Source organism: Dyadobacter sp. HNCC25DJ185 (assembly GCF_056895195.1).
In genome coordinates this window covers 85,479-101,058 of the sequence record NZ_JBXHAR010000002.1, presented here as the reverse complement: position 1 = coordinate 101,058, position 15,580 = coordinate 85,479, and the positions used below count along the sequence as shown (strand labels likewise).

Below are 15,580 nucleotides of genomic sequence, written 5' to 3'. Positions count from 1 at the left end.
CTCATGATGAAAAAGTACCGTTTTGCTACGGCGTTACTACTTGCTTTTGCGTTGGCGCCGACTTTGTTTGTCCAGGAAGGCTTGGCGCAGGTAAAAGGCAGCAGGCCCAAAAAGAAATACAATGTTTTGTTCATCGCTGTCGACGACCTTAATAATGATCTTGGCTGTTACGGAAACACTTTTGTAAAAACTCCTAATATTGACCGTCTTGCCAAAAGAGGCGTGAAATTCGACCGGGCTTATACCCAGTTCCCGCTTTGCAGCCCTAGCCGTTCGTCGCTGCTAACCGGGCAAAGGCCGGATGTAACCAAGATCTATGAGTTGCAAACGCATTTCCGTAAGATTCTGCCAGACGTGGTTACTATTCCGCAATTATTCAAAAACAACGACTACTACAGCGCAAGGGTTGGTAAAATATTCCATTACGGCGTCCCGGGCCAGATTGGTACAGACGGCCTGGATGATCCGATTTCGTGGGATCAAAAGGTAAACCCCAAAGGCCGGGACAAAACCGAAGAGTCGCTGATCAAAAACCTGACACCCGACCGCGCGCTCGGCAGTGCGCTGTCGTGGTATGCCAGCGAAGGGAGCGACGATGAGCAAACGGACGGGATGATTGCCAATGAAGCGATCAAAATCATGACGGAGAAAAAGGCTGACCCGTTTTTCCTTGCGGTAGGGTTTTTCAGGCCGCATACCCCTTACGTGGCTCCCAAGAAATATTTCGACATGTATCCGGTAGACCAGGTTCCCTTGCCCAAAGAGGTCCCTAACGACCTGGACGACGTTCCGGACGCTGCGCTGTTTACCAAACCTCCGCATTGGGGCTTACCTGTGGAGCAGAGGAAGGAAGCTTTAAGGGGATATTACGCGACTATCTCATTCATGGACGCGCAAGTCGGCAAAGTACTGGATGCTTTGGACAAGCTGAGATTGACCGATAAAACCATCATCGTGTTATGGAGCGATCACGGTTATAATGTGGGACAGCACGGCCAGTGGATGAAGCAAAGTCTGTTTGAAAATTCCGCGCGTGTACCGCTGATCTTCTCGGTGCCCGGAGGAACAAAAGGAAAATCTTCGGCACGTACGGTTGAACTGCTGGACATTTATCCAACGCTGGCCGAGCTCTGCGGTCTTCCGCCTGGCCAGAAATTGCAGGGTAAAAGCCTGGTACCGTTGCTGGAAGACCCCCATTTTATCTGGGACAAGCCAGCATATACCCAGGTAAAAAGAGGTCAGATCATGGGCCGTAGTGTACGCAATGAACGTTTTCGCTATACAGAATGGGACGAAGGCAAGGTGGGGACTGAGTTGTATGACCACCAAAAGGATCCGAATGAATTCACCAACCTGGCCAAAGACAACAATTTTATCATCACGGTAGGGGAAATGTCCACTTTGTTAAGGAAGGTGTATCCTGCGTCCGAATAACCAGTTTCCCGGACCCCTATGAAAAAAAATGTTCGCCAGTCGCTATGCATTGGCTTTTTGATGTGGCTGGCGACCGGCTTTACTTCGGAAAGCCCGGGTCACCGTGCCATACCTCAACAATCGACTAGGCCCAATATCATCATTGTCATTGCCGACCAATGGAATGCCCAGTCGTTTGGGTACGCCGGAAATAGGGATGTGAAAACCCCGAATCTGGACAAACTGGCTGCGCGGAGCGTGGTGTGCCGGACAGCCGTTTCGGTAATGCCGGTATGCAGTCCGGCACGGGCCAGCCTGCTGACAGGGCAATACCCACTTACGCATGGTGTCTTCTACAATGACAGGCCGCTTCGCAATCAAGCGCTGACGATGGCGGAGATTTATAAGGGAGCAGGATATGCAACGGGGTACATTGGCAAATGGCACGTGAACGGCCAGCAGAATTTTGAAAAGCAATTCGCTGCGCGTAACCGCCCTGTCCCCAAAGATCGCCGCCAGGGTTTTGACTATTGGAAAGCACGTGAAGTGACGCACGATTACAATAACTCGTTCTATTTTGACGAAAACGACTTAAGACACGACTGGCCTGGCTACGACGCTTTTCCGCAAACCGACAGCGCGATCAGTTTTATTGATCAAAACAAAGCAAAACCATTTCTGCTGGTCCTTGCCTGGGGGCCGCCACACGATCCTTATCTGACTGCGCCAGTCGAATACCAGCAATTGTATGATCCTCAAAAGCTGGCATTACGGCCAAATGTTCCCGATTCGCTCAAAGCAAAGGCGAGAAAGGACCTCGCAGGGTATTATGCACATTGCACGGCGCTGGACAAATCGGCCGGGGATTTGCTGGCAGCTTTGCAAAGGGCTGGAATTGAAGAAAATACGATAGTCGTTTTTACTTCCGATCACGGAGATATGCTGTATTCGCAAGGGAAGCTGAGGAAGCAAAAGCCGTGGGATGAGTCGCTGCTGGTGCCGTTGATCGTCCATTACCCCGCCGGGCTGGGACTTAAAAAGCGTGAACTCACTTTTCCTTTCAGCCATATCGATATTCTTCCTACATTATTGGGATTAAGTAACATGAAAATCCCTGCATCCGTGGAGGGTAAAAATCATACTTCGTTATTGACGGGCAAACAAGAGCCGACCGGTGAGGAAGCGGCCCTGGTTCAACTGCCCGTACCTTTCCATGAGTACAATTTTTCAAATGGCGGCCGGGAATATCGTGCCATCCGGACAAGGCAGTATACTTATGTGAGGGATTTAAAACGGCCGTGGCTGTTGTACGACAATGACAAGGATCCGTATCAGCTTAAAAATCTTGTCGGCGAAAAGGGTATGGCGCGGTGCAGGCTAAGCTGGAAAAAACATTGCAAGCCAAGTTAGCGGAAGCGAACGATCAATTCCTGACGGCAGACGAATACATGCAGCAATGGGGTTACCGGTATGATGGCAAGGACAGCCTGCGTATCAATTGATAATGGTAGATTGTTTTGCCGGAGCAAATCAGTCGATAAACAGGTCGCTTGCGATCCGGTCTGCGAATAATTTTCCGGCGCTGGTCAGGAACAGGGAATCCGCATCTTCCCAAATCCAGTTCATATCGGCCATTTTTTCAAGATCTTTTTTGTGAATAGCCTGAAATAACCCTCCGGACAATATTTCCAGCTTCTCTTTGCTGACACCCCATTTGGTCCTTAGCCCGGTCAGTAAGTACTCATTTGTCTGATCGGCTGCCGACAACAGTTCATAAGTGGAGGGAATGATGCCTTTCCCGATCGCTTCGAGGTATTTGGCATTGTTCGAAACATTATACTCCCGGCTTATCCCATTGTAAGAATGAGCGCTGGGGCCTACCCCCAGGTAGGGCCTTTGCTTCCAATAGGAGCTGTTATGCCTGCTGTACTTTTGATCGCGGGCGAAATTGGAAATCTCGTATTGCTCGTAGCCGTTTTCCGACAGCGTTTTTACCAGTATTTCAAATTGACCCGCTGCAAATTCCTCATCAATGGGCTTGATCTTCTTTTTTTTGAGCCAGCTTCCAAATGCAGTTTGCGGCTCGATCGTCAGGCAATAGGCCGACAGATGGGATACGTTCAGGGCGAATGCTTTTTGAAGGTCACTTTCGAGAATAGCATGACCATCTGCAGGGATGGCGTAAATCAGATCGATTGAAATATTGTCGATTCCGATTTCCTGGGCCTTATGAACGCAAAGTTCGGCCTCACCCGCCGAATGGATCCGGTTGAGGAATTGAAGATGGCTGTTGTCAAATGATTGGATTCCAATGCTTAACCTGTTTATTCCCGCATTGAAAAGCTGTTGCAGTGTACGGGTGTCCAAGTCGTCGGGGTTGGCCTCGAGGGTAATTTCGGCATTGTCCGATACCTGAAAGTTTTGATAGATCGTGAGAAGCAGTAAGTCCAGCTCCTGTTGGTCGAGCATGGAAGGCGTGCCCCCACCGAAATAAATGGTTTCAATGTATCCCTTCTGCAGATAGGCTTTCCGCAAAACGATTTCCCGGGCAATTGCGTCTACAATGGCTTTCTTATTGGACGTGTTGGTGCTGAAATGAAAATCACAATAGTGACAAGCCTGCCTGCAAAAGGGAATATGAACGTATAAGTGCATTATCTGGAATTTTTCTGCCACTCCCAGCCGACTTTCACACCTGCCCAGAGGTTGTTTTTCGGCGCGCCATTGTAATACCGGTTTCCAAAGGCGTTCAGGTCATAGCCAAGGCTATAAATGCCAGCTTTCACTTTTTCACCAGATACGGATAATTCACTGTAAAAATGCTGACCCCAGCTTTTTTTCCAGCTGACGCGGCCGATAAATTGATTATAAGCCGTGTTCTTAACTGTATTGGCATCGTTCAGGTAAAAAGAGTCACCCGATTGATAAGTCAGGAAAACCGAAAGGCCGTATTTGAACAATGCGTCAAGGCCCGAACTCTGTGAAAAACGAGGGATACCCGGGATCAGTTTACCGGAAAGGTCTACATCTGCCTGCCGAAAATTTTCAAATGTATATCTCGTCCAGGTTCCTGTATTCCACAATTTCAGCAGCACGGGTGATTGAGGATTGGAAATGATATCATAAGCGATTGTCCACTCCAGGCCATTCTGACGGGTCTTTCCTGCGTTGATAAAATACTCGGCGCCGGCTTCATTCGTACGTCGCACGATGCTTTGCCTGAGTCCAAAATGGTAAAGGCTAATTTCCCCCGAGATACGTGTACCGGCGCGGCGGATACCAATCTCCGCGTTGTTGCCTTTTTCTGGTTCAAGATCTTTGCGAAAACCTCCTGCTGACGGACGTACTTCCTGAAGGGTAGGTGGCGAGAAGCCGCCGCTGTACGAAGCCGTTACTGCCCAATTTTTTGCAATTACTTTGTTTGCAGCAAAGCGAGGCACAAATATTCCGTCAAAAACCTTCTGGTCCTTGTTATAAGGCAGCGGGAAAAAGCGCTCGTATTTGTATTTGAATGTATTGTAGCTGACGCCTGCGCTCAATGTAAGGTCGTTAAAGAAAACGGCTTCGAGCTGACTGAAAACGGACAGGTTTGTGGTGCGAAGGTCTTCGACGGTCTGCTGTTTATCCGGCAGTCCGCCGAGGTTGTCATAATTCCTTTGCGCAGATTTGCCGTACTGCCATTCAAAGCCGCTTGTCCAATTTGTCTTCACATCGCCGATCTGAGACCTGTTTTGCCAGATATTGCGTCCGCCAATTCCATTTTCATCCCGTTTTTCATAGTTCGTAATAAAAGGATTGGCAAAATCCGTGTAAGTCAGATAAAGCGCAGTCGACTGCGTCCAGGTATCCGATAGCGGCAGGATATAATTTCCACCGAGCAGGGCCATTTTAGTATAAATAGCTGCATGCTGCGCTTCGCTTCCTGGAACAGTAGGAGTAGACTGGCGTGCCAGCTTCGGATTGGTCTGATATTGGGCCAGGTTAATGCCGCCAGGTGTCTGATAGTATAAATCGGAATACATTCCCAGTAACGACAGCGTTCCTTCGCCCATTTTAGAGGAAGATGTGAACCGCACCGCATCCCGGGCCATGGCACTGTTGTTACGGTAGCCGTCCTGCTCGCTATGACCATATTGCAAAGAAATATCGCCCACCTGGACAGTAGAATTGCGACTTTGAAAGCCATACTTACCAAAACTTACACTTTGTTCGACACGGTTTTGCGTGGCGTTTTCGGGATGACTTTGCAAGAGTACAACACCGCCCGTGCCTGCGCCATAAATACTGCTTCCGGGGCCTTTGATGATTTCCATCCCCTGCACTGAGTTGTAATCCAATGAGTTAAGTGGTGTGTTTCCGCTCGCATCCGTAAAAGGGATCCCGTTCCAATAGAATTTGACATTTCTGACCCCGAAAGGTGAGCGTATGAGGCTCCCGCGAATCGAAAACCGGTAACTGCCGGGAGAACGTTCCTCCATTTTGACGCCGGGAATCGTGTTAACGGCATTTGCCCAGGTGTTGGTCGAAAACCTTTGCAGCGTTCTCGGCGTAAGCAGGGCAACTGTTGCCGTGGTGGTCAGCGGGCCAGCCTTTGACTCAAAGGCGTGGATGGTTACTACTTGTAAATCAAGTGATTTCAGAGAATCGGAAGGCGTTTGGGCTTTTCCGTGATGAGTGAGTATGAAGAACGTGAACAGCAGGTTAGGAATAGAAATTCGATACATATGATTGAAGTAGGCCGATATGATTACCTGGAGTTAACCCACTGCGGTATTTCGAAGTTCAAAATGAGGATGCTTTGAGAATAAAATTCTACAATGAAGCTTTTTTCCCGCGTATAGTGGTCTGGTAAGATTTTTTTAACTGGATTTGTAAAGAGTTTAACAGTAAAAGGTTATTACAAACAAAACCTCAATTTATGAAAAAGATCACTTGGATGGTGGCTTCCATGATGTTAATGGGAACACTGACTTTCACCAGTTGCTCGGACAAAACGAAGGAGTCGGCCAACGAAACAGTTGAAGAAGCTAAAGATGATATGGATAAGAATGTGGCCGAAGCCAAAGCAGATATTAAAGAAGCTGGCAATGATTTTGAAGACAAGGTAAAAGCGGACAAGGCTTCATTAAAAGAAGATATCGAGAATGCTGTTGCCAAGCTCGATAAAAAAATAGAAGAAGCAGATGCGAAAATGGATAAGGCCGCGGAGAAAGAAAAGGCAAAATGGAGAGAGCGTAAGGCTGAATTAAATCAGGAAAAAGATGACCTGAAAGCCTCTTGGAAAAAGGTGGAAAATGAAACTGCCGACAAGTGGGACACATTTAAGGCAAATACCGAGGAGAAAATCGCCAAGGTAAAAGCAGATTTGAAAGATTAAAGGATTAAGAATATGAGGGTTAGGAATGACAAAAAATGCTCCTGGTAGGAGCATTTTTTGTTTGGTCACTTCCGGGGAAGATGTATTTCGGTCATCATGCACCGTGCTGACCCTCCTCCGTTCCCTTCGATCACGGAAAGGTCGGTGTGCACGAGCCTTGCATAGTCGCTTAAGACCTGCTTTTGCTTGGCGGTCAGGGAATCGTATGCCTGCGTAGACATGACAAGAAATTTATCCCCCCTGGTGTTGCGGACCATTAGCATATTACCTGCAAAATGCCTGACCTGTTCTAAGGTAATTTCCACGATATACTTGTTGGTTTCCTCGAGAGTTGAGCGTACCATCAGCCGTTCGTCCGGATTTTTGATCGCCTCGAGACAAACAACCGCGAAAATATCCCCCACGCACATCAGTACATTGGTATGATAGATTGGTTTGTCGTTTTCGTCAGACGCTGAAAATGCGACGACTTCGTATCCCAACGCACCCGCGAAAGCATGGAGTACTTCGGGATGTGTGCGGGGAGAAAGACAGGCATAGGCAATTTTATAGCGCCGGTCGAGCACCATGCTTCCTGTGCCCTCCAAGTACTTGCCCTCTGCTTCAAAATGTGTAAGATCAATGATTTCTTCTACTTTATATTTTTCCTTTAAGGCTTCAATAATATCTGGCCTACGTTCCAAACGACGATTTTCGGCCATCATTGGATACAGAACCACTTTGCCGCTTTGATGAAAAGAGACCCAGTTATTGGAAAACACCGCATCGGGGCGATGACTGTCATCGGTATCATTGAAGATATGCAGGTCGACCCCAACGTGTTCCAACTGATCGATCATGAGGTCGAATTCCTCCCTGGCCTCCTGCTGTGCGGTTTCCTTGGTGCTGGCTGCAAAAGAATGCTGCTGAAATTCATTGCTTCCGGCTGTTTCAACATTAAAGCCGAAACGCACGGGCCTGATCATCATGATCCGTGAGGTTGATTGAGGCTGAATCTGGGCAGATGAAGTGATGGAACGCATGGGAGTTTTTTTTAAGACTTGGCAAGTCTAATTTACAAAAAATCGCGTAGTAATGGCATACTCATGCAGTGCGATCCGCCCCGCGCCCTGGAAAGTTCAGCGGAAGGAAGCATGATGAAGGTGTCGGTGAGGGTAGCGGGAGAAAGGGTGTCGTTTTCAAACTCAGTCAGGAGGTCTTTGGCGCTGATGACGTTAAACCCTTCGTTGCGAAACGCTTCCAGCGTCTTGTCGTTCCTGTCATAGCCTATTACAACCCCGTCCTTTAAGGCCAGCAAATTGCAGGAATCAGTCCATTGTTCTCTTTCGCCGTAAGGAAATTCGTTTCCACCGGAATAGATGAACCGTACTGGTTCAGTCGAGTGCAGGTCTTCCAGGCTGATTTGGGTCAGGAGCTCTTCGAGGTTATATATTTCTTTCGGCTGCTCATTCCCCTTGTAGAATTGCAGGATCCGAAACTCGCTGCGATTATCTGTAGGCGCAAAGAAATGCAGGACATCTTTCTTTTTAGCTTCGTCGCCGATGCGTGCCAGCGATCCGAGCAGCACCCAGACATTCTTCTTGACCTGTGTAAAAATCGTGTCTATATGCATGTAATCCCTTTTTTTCGGGATTTTGATGATCGATATCTTTTCAACAATATTTTTCTCAAATACTATTTTCATCACCTGTTGCGCCGCATACAGGGAAGTTCGTTCGCTGCATCCGATCAGCAAATGATTCGGCGCGACCATCATAACGTCGCCGCCTTCCAGGGTACAACGATGGAAATCAGAGGCTTTTTCATCGTCTGGTAAGAGAAAATGCCGCTCATTCTCCGGGATTTCGATCAGGTTGTTCCTGATATGCCCAAAAATAGGGTGGTAAAAGAAAACGAATTGTGCCAGAATGGATTCACGTGTGCGGGCATTTTTGGCGGGTTTGTTCAGCAAAATGTGATCGTTGATGACAATGCCGATATCCCTTGTAAAGATCAGGTTCGGCAATGGGGCAAACAGCATCCTTTTGTCTGAAAATGACCCGGAAATGAAAATTTTGGCCAGCTCGTGAGGGGCGTAGGTATTTAGTTCTTCCTGGATATGATAGGCACAGCGTTCAATACCGCAGATAGCCGCGGTCAGTTTTACCCTGGTTTGCTGATTTTCCAAAATTTCTTCCAATAACCTCTGGATGTCTACAACACAATCAGATGCGAAGTAATTTTCCGATCCGGGAATGTAGAACGAGCGGGAAGGGTCATTGTCAATCTCTGCCAGTCGGCCCTTGATTTTGTCGGGATCGAGAAAATAAAGCAGGAGTTTGACATAATAATCGTACTCACCCTTTCGCATCGTATCCAGGTGTACAATGTCTTCAAACAGCCAGTCCTGCGCTTTGCTGGGCACCACCTTCCCGAGACCGCGGTCGGGACTATGGATCAATAGCCTTTTTAATGTGCCTGTTTCGGTAGAAACGTTGATAGCAAAATCAGTTTTTGTGCCCGTTGTCATGCGTGAAGTGTTGAAAAGCCATTGCCGCAAGGTAAATGTTTCTTTTTCAAATAAAAACATGCACGATACAACTGTCTGGCAGCGTGGCTATTTCGTTCAGAAATATGCCTGTCGTGGGAACAAGGCAGGTGACAAAAGGGTTGTAAGGTGTGGACGGTCAGCGAATTTGGGTCCATGGCCTCATTTTCTTTTACGGTCAAAGCGTGTTACTTTTGCGGTAAATTACCACGAACTATATTCTAAGTATAAAATCAATTATGCTCTCTATTAATGACTTGCGTGCCTCAGTTGAAGGTAAGGAAATATTAAAAGGCATCAATCTGGAAGTGAAACCGGGTGAAGTGCATGCGATTATGGGACCTAATGGTTCCGGAAAAAGTACATTGGCATCTGTTTTGGCCGGGAGAGAGGAATACGAAGTTACCGGAGGGAATGTCATATTTGATGGTAAAGAGATACTGGAAATGGCGCCCGAGCACAGGGCGGCGGAGGGGATTTTTCTTGCTTTTCAGTATCCTGTTGAAATCCCTGGCGTCACTACGATCAATTTTCTTAAAACAGCAGTCAACGAGATCCGCAAGTACAGGGGTGAAAATCCATTGGATGCTGCACAGTTTCTGAAAATGGTGCGTGAGAAAGCGAAGCTGGTAAGCATGAATGATTCTCTTTTAAAGAGGGCTTTGAATGAAGGGTTTTCGGGTGGAGAGAAAAAGAGAAATGAAATATTTCAGATGGCAGTTTTAGAACCCAAGCTTGCTATCCTGGATGAGACCGATTCTGGTCTTGATATAGATGCCTTACGTATTGTTGCAGAGGGTGTGAACTCGCTTCGTTCGCCCGAGCGTTCTGCAATTGTTGTTACGCACTATCAGCGTCTGCTGGATTACATCGTTCCGGATTTCGTGCATGTTCTTTATAAAGGCAGGATTGTCAAATCGGGTCCGAAAGAGCTTGCTTTGGAATTGGAAGAAAAGGGTTATGATTGGATCAAAGCCGAAGTCGAAGCAGTAAGTTAAGTAACATTTACGTATCAATGAGTACCGAAACAATAGATTTAAAAACGAAGCTGATCGCCGATTTTCACGCCCGTGAATCCGTTATGAATGGTGAAGCGTCGTCGGAATTTCATCAAAAGAAACGCGCGGCGTTAGCTCAGTTCGAGCAACTGGGGTTTCCGACGATCAAACACGAGGAGTGGAAATATACCAGTGTAAAGGACCTGATCAATGCTTCTTATAACTTCAGTGCGGAAAGCTCGGTCAGTCTTGCAGATCTGCAAGACCTTAACATACCCGAGCAGGAGGCCAATATCATTTATTTCGTAAATGGGCATTTTGCAGCCGGGTTATCCAGGCTCATTTCCCCTGAAAACGAGATTACCATCAGCTCTTTGTCAGAAGCCTATAAGAAAAACCCTTCTTTAGTTACCTCTTATTTCAATGAGTTGGCCAAGAAGGACCAGGATGCTTTCACAGCATTGAATACGGCTTTTACACAGGATGGTATATTTATTCATGTTCCTGATAATCAAACAGTAACGCATCCGGTAATTCTCCGTTTTATAAGCGATGCCAGAAGCCAGAATGTGGGAAGTCAGCCACGTAATATCGTGGCGGTAGGCCGCAATTCCAATGTAAAGCTCGCAGAGGCGTTCAGAACTTTGGGAGCGGAGCGGTCTTTTACCAACTCGGTTACAGAGATTTACGTGGCTGAGGAAGCGCAGGTCGAATATTACAAGATCCAGAATGAGAGTGACAACGCCTATCACATCGGGACTACCCAGGTGCGTATGCAGGACCGTTCCCATTTTTATGCAGGTACCGTTACCCTGAACGGACGTTTTACCCGCAATAACCTCAATATCGTGATTGATGGCGAGCATTGTGATGCGCATATGTATGGATTGTATTTTCCAGACGGCGCGCAGCATGTTGATAATCATACTGTTGCTGACCATTGTAAGGCGAATTCCGAAAGCAATGAACTGTATAAGGGAATTCTGAGGGATAGGTCCAAGGGTGTTTTCAACGGCAAGATTTTCGTCCGGCCGGATGCCCAGAAAACCAATGCGTTCCAATCCTGTAAGAACATTGTGCTGTCACCAGACGCAACGATGAACACGAAGCCTCAGCTAGAGATTTTTGCGGATGATGTCAAATGTTCGCACGGAACTACAACGGGCCAGATCGACGAGGAGGCTTTGTTTTATATGCGTTCTCGGGGAATATCCAGGCCCGAGGCGATGGCCCTTTTGATGTACGCATTTTGCGCGGATGTGGTGTCTCAGATCAAAATTGATTTTGTGAGAGAATACCTTGAAAACGTGATTGCTAAGAAACTGGCTTCCTAAAAATATCCGGCTGATCCGGCATCTATTTATTGCAACCCGACCTTGAATTCTTTGGGTTGGGTTTTTTTCTAAAAATGATTTCCAATGAGCAACTCTCTTGATATAAATTCCATCAGAAATGATTTTCCTATTCTGAATGAGGTAATTAACGGAAAGCAGCTGGTGTATTTTGACAATGCCGCTACCACTCAGAAGCCGAGACTGGTGCTGGATGCGCTTTCGGGGTATTATGAGCATTATAACGCGAACATTCACAGGGGGATCCATCATTTGGCTGAGAAAGCGACATCTGCATTTGAGCTGTCACGCAGGAGATTGCAGGCCTTTTTGAATGCGGCCAGCCCTGAAGAAATTATTTTCACCTACGGAACCACGGACGGTATTAACCTTGTGGCGTCGAGCTACGGCAGGACGTTTCTGAAAACAGGCGATGAGATCATCATTTCGACGATGGAGCACCACTCCAATATTGTACCGTGGCAAATGCTCTGCGAAGAAAAAGGTTGTATCCTGAAAGTGATCCCGATCAGCGATGAGGGAGAGATCCTGATGGAGGAATATGATAAATTGCTGACGGAGCGGACGAAGTTCGTGTCGGTAGTGCATGTTTCCAATTCACTGGGCACAATTAATCCCGTGAAGGAAATCATTTCGAAAGCGCATGCAGTGGGGGCGAAGGTGTTGCTGGACGGCGCTCAGGCAAGTTCGCACCTTGAAATTGATGTGCAGGACCTGGACTGTGATTTTTATTCATTATCCCTTCATAAAATATACGGGCCTACCGGAATGGGTATCTTGTACGGGAAGAAAGATCTGCTGAATGCCATGCCGCCGTATCGGGGTGGGGGGGAGATGATCAAGGAAGTTACTTTTGAAAAAACTACCTATAATGAGCTTCCCTACAAATTTGAAGCTGGTACTCCTAATATTGCGGATGTGGTGGCGGCAAAGTTCGCATTGGATTATGTGGACCAACTGGGCAAACCAAATATTGCCGCCTATGAAAATGAATTGTTGAAATACGCAACCGAGGTTGTAAGCGAGATAGCGGGCCTGCGTATAATAGGTAAAGCCAAAAACAAAGTTAGCGTGCTGTCTTTTGTGATCGATGGCATTCATCACCAGGATATCGGCGTTCTTTTGGATCAGCAGGGAATCGCTATCCGGACGGGCCACCATTGCACGCAGCCTTTGATGAACCGGTTTAACATTACAGGAACCTCACGTGCTTCTTTCGCTGTTTACAATACAATCGAAGAAATAGACAAGCTGGTTACCGGGTTGCACAAGGTGAAGAAAATGCTCGGATAATTTTGCCTAAATTACTTCCTGCATGAAGACTAACCTTGTTGCTGGTACGTACAGAATCATCTATAGTAATATCAAAAAATGATAGTATTGAGATTTTAACGATCAGACATCTCTCAAAACCACGATCAGAATTATAACAATGACGATAAACGAGATACAGGACGAACTAATTTCTGATTTTGAATTGTTTGATGACTGGGAGAGCAAGTACGAGTATATTATTGATCTCGGAAAGCAGTTCCCACCACTCGAAGAACAATACAAGACCGAGGAAAATATCATCAAAGGATGCCAGTCGAGGGTTTGGCTGAATGCTTACATGGACGGCGATCTTTTAAAATTCGAGGCAGATAGCGATGCCATTATTGTCCGGGGGCTGGTAAGTATGCTGGTGAAGGTGTTGTCTGGGCATACGCCTGAAGACATTTCAAAAGCGGATCTTTATTTTATGGAGCGCGTAGGGCTACATCAACATCTTGCGCAAACCAGATCGAATGGGCTGGCAGCGATGCTCAAACAAATGAAAGCTTATGGCTTTGCTTTTCAGGCCAGATCAATCAATGCTTAAAGACATTAACCTATAAATAAAATGTCAGATTCAGAATTAAGGGAAGAGGTGGTAAAAGCCATCAAAACGGTTTACGACCCGGAGATTCCGGTTGATGTTTACGAGTTGGGGCTTATTTATGATTTGAAGGTTTTCCCGGTTAACAATGTATTTGTTTCCATGACCTTAACTTCTCCCTCCTGCCCATCCGCCGGAACGTTACCAGGAGAAGTGGAGCAGAAGATCAGGGAAGTAGAAGGCGTGAATGACGTGAGTGTCGAACTGACCTTTGACCCTCCCTACACTACAGAAATGATGTCGGAAGAGGCCAAGCTGGAGCTTGGGTTTATGTAGGCGTCCTTTTGAACGAGACCAATAACAAGCGAACATCCAACCGCTAAAAGCTACAAAACAAATAACAATAACTTTAAACAATAAAAATATGTATCCACCGCAATTAGTGGCCCCAATGAAAGCCGAATTGGTAAATGTTGGTTTTCAGGACCTGACATCGGCCGAGGAAGTTGATAACTTCATGCAAAACACAAAAGGTACTGCCCTGGTAGTGATCAATTCTGTATGTGGCTGTGCTGCGGGTGCTGCACGCCCTGGTGTGAGAGCTGCATTGTCACGTAGCGAAATCAAGCCTGATCACCTTGCTACTGTTTTTGCAGGTGCAGATCTTGAAGCTACTGCGAAAATGCGTGAATACACGTTGCCATACCCACCTTCTTCTCCGGCTGTTGCGCTTTTCAAAGATGGAGAGTTGATTCATTTCGTCGAACGCCATCACATTGAAGGACGATCTGCGGAGATGATCGCCCAACATCTGCAAATGGCATTTGAAGAATTCTGCGCTGAGGAAGCTTAATTCAGGCGGGAACCATTATTTAATACGGCTACTTTCGAATAACTTTGAAAGTAGCCGTCTCTTTTAAGGCACTCTTTCAATATTACGACTATGCGCGGACATCGTTTTTTAAAATATATCCCACCGGAGCAAAATGCGAACAGCAAGTTCGACCAACTGTTTGATATTTTCCAGCAATTGCTTTTGATGACTTCGGGAGATGTCAGTGAGGCGATGTCATGGCTCAGCGAATTGGACCGTCAGTATAACCTGACAAACGATTCCTACGGCATCGGTGATTTTTTTGACGACCTGAAAAAGAAAGGTTACATCACCGAAGAGAAGGAGGATGGAAAGAGCCGGCTTGTGATGACGCCCAAGTCGGAGAAAAGCATTCGGAAAAGTGCCCTGGATGAAATATTTGGGAAGCTTAAAAGGTCAAAAACGGGCGGTAACCATCATACGCCGCACATGGGCGTTGGTGATGAGCTGAGCAGTGATATCCGTGATTTTCAGTTCGGCGATACGTTGGACCAGATTGCGATGACCGAATCTATTAAAAACGCGCAGGTAAACCACGGCATAGGCGATTTTATGCTCATGGAAAATGACCTGGAGGTGGTAGAACGTGAGCAGAAAACGACTACTGCAACGGTTGTGATGATCGATATCAGCCACTCCATGATTCTGTACGGGGAAGATCGTATAACTCCCGCTAAAAAAGTGGCGCTTGCATTAGCAGAACTTATCAGGAGCAAATACCCGAAAGACTCCCTGGATATCATTGTTTTTGGAAATGATGCCTGGCAGATTCAGATCAAGGATTTGCCTTATCTGGAGGTAGGGCCGTACCATACCAACACGGTTGCAGGCCTGGAACTCGCGATGGATATTTTGCGCCGTAAAAAAACGCGGAACAAACAGATTTTCATGATCACAGACGGCAAGCCAACCTGTTTGAAAGAAGGGATCCGTTATTACAAAAACAGTTTCGGACTGGATCGGAAAATTATTAATAAAACACTGACACTTGCCGCCCAATGCCGCAAGCTTGATATTCCTGTCACAACCTTCATGATCGCGACCGATCCCTATCTCAAACAGTTTGTGCAGAATTTCACACAGGTCAACAATGGACGGGCTTATTACAGCAACCTCCAGGGATTGGGCGGGTTTGTTTTGGAAGATTTCCAACGTAACCGCAGGAAAAACGTCAAGTAACG

Annotated in this window: 14 protein-coding genes; 10 read left to right on the top strand and 4 right to left on the bottom strand. The window is 46.7% G+C overall.

Annotation, left to right across the window (positions count from 1 at the left end; translation table 11 throughout):
- The first annotated feature begins 3 nt into the window (after window positions 1-3).
- Both AC1XUF_RS05765 and AC1XUF_RS05760 read left to right on the top strand, forming a co-directional pair.
- Window positions 4-1,434 (top strand): sulfatase, encoded by a 1,431-nt coding sequence (locus AC1XUF_RS05765; protein WP_483340715.1) that lies wholly within the window; start codon window positions 4-6, stop codon window positions 1,432-1,434.
- 18 nt (window positions 1,435-1,452) lie between these two features.
- Complete coding sequence (locus AC1XUF_RS05760; protein WP_483340714.1) at window positions 1,453-2,823, top strand: sulfatase family protein; 1,371 nt, start codon at window positions 1,453-1,455, stop codon at window positions 2,821-2,823.
- A gap of 120 nt (window positions 2,824-2,943) precedes the next feature.
- On the opposite strand, the gene hemW is transcribed toward AC1XUF_RS05760, so the two are convergent.
- Entirely contained in the window at window positions 2,944-4,068 is a 1,125-nt protein-coding gene (hemW, locus tag AC1XUF_RS05755; RefSeq protein WP_483340713.1) for a radical SAM family heme chaperone HemW, read from the bottom strand.
- Entirely contained in the window at window positions 4,068-6,137 is a 2,070-nt protein-coding gene (locus AC1XUF_RS05750; RefSeq protein ID WP_483340712.1) for a TonB-dependent receptor, read from the bottom strand. The genes hemW and AC1XUF_RS05750 overlap by 1 nt, the downstream gene beginning before the upstream one ends.
- 194 nt (window positions 6,138-6,331) lie before the next feature.
- Here AC1XUF_RS05750 and AC1XUF_RS05745 point away from each other — a divergent pair, with 194 nt between their 5' ends.
- Window positions 6,332-6,790 carry a hypothetical protein gene (locus AC1XUF_RS05745; RefSeq protein WP_483340711.1) on the top strand — a complete coding sequence of 153 codons (459 nt, stop codon included), beginning with the start codon at window positions 6,332-6,334 and terminating at the stop codon, window positions 6,788-6,790.
- A 65-nt stretch (window positions 6,791-6,855) separates the two neighbouring features.
- Here AC1XUF_RS05745 and ctlX read toward each other — a convergent pair whose 3' ends face one another.
- Window positions 6,856-7,812, bottom strand: a complete 957-nt coding sequence (gene ctlX / locus AC1XUF_RS05740; protein ID WP_483340710.1) for a citrulline utilization hydrolase CtlX — start codon at window positions 7,810-7,812, stop codon at window positions 6,856-6,858.
- Window positions 7,813-7,844: 32 nt separating this feature from the next.
- Window positions 7,845-9,299, bottom strand: a complete 1,455-nt coding sequence (locus AC1XUF_RS05735; RefSeq protein WP_483340709.1) for an arginine deiminase family protein — start codon at window positions 9,297-9,299, stop codon at window positions 7,845-7,847.
- 257 nt (window positions 9,300-9,556) lie between these two features.
- On the opposite strand from AC1XUF_RS05735, the gene sufC reads away from it, so the two are divergent.
- The 7 genes from sufC (at window position 9,557) to AC1XUF_RS05700 (ending at window position 15,578) form a co-directional block, all read left to right on the top strand.
- Window positions 9,557-10,315, top strand: a complete 759-nt coding sequence (gene sufC, locus AC1XUF_RS05730) for a Fe-S cluster assembly ATPase SufC (protein ID WP_483340708.1) — start codon at window positions 9,557-9,559, stop codon at window positions 10,313-10,315.
- Between the two features lie 17 nt (window positions 10,316-10,332).
- Window positions 10,333-11,649, top strand: coding sequence for a Fe-S cluster assembly protein SufD (gene sufD / locus AC1XUF_RS05725; protein WP_483340707.1), 1,317 nt, complete (start codon window positions 10,333-10,335; stop codon window positions 11,647-11,649).
- An 84-nt stretch (window positions 11,650-11,733) separates the two neighbouring features.
- A complete protein-coding gene (locus AC1XUF_RS05720) occupies window positions 11,734-12,960 on the top strand; it encodes a SufS family cysteine desulfurase (protein WP_483340706.1) in 1,227 nt (408 codons plus the stop codon).
- Between the two features lie 139 nt (window positions 12,961-13,099).
- Window positions 13,100-13,528 carry a SufE family protein gene (locus AC1XUF_RS05715; RefSeq protein WP_483340705.1) on the top strand — a complete coding sequence of 143 codons (429 nt, stop codon included), beginning with the start codon at window positions 13,100-13,102 and terminating at the stop codon, window positions 13,526-13,528.
- Between the two features lie 21 nt (window positions 13,529-13,549).
- Window positions 13,550-13,861: an SUF system Fe-S cluster assembly protein gene (locus AC1XUF_RS05710; RefSeq protein ID WP_031527608.1), complete on the top strand. Its 312-nt coding sequence runs from the start codon at window positions 13,550-13,552 to the stop codon at window positions 13,859-13,861.
- An 88-nt stretch (window positions 13,862-13,949) separates the two neighbouring features.
- On the top strand, window positions 13,950-14,378 hold the full coding sequence (locus AC1XUF_RS05705) for a BrxA/BrxB family bacilliredoxin (RefSeq protein WP_056282904.1): 429 nt from the start codon (window positions 13,950-13,952) through the stop codon (window positions 14,376-14,378).
- A 90-nt stretch (window positions 14,379-14,468) separates the two neighbouring features.
- Window positions 14,469-15,578 (top strand): vWA domain-containing protein, encoded by a 1,110-nt coding sequence (locus AC1XUF_RS05700; RefSeq protein ID WP_483340704.1) that lies wholly within the window; start codon window positions 14,469-14,471, stop codon window positions 15,576-15,578.
- Window positions 15,579-15,580: the final 2 nt, after the last annotated feature.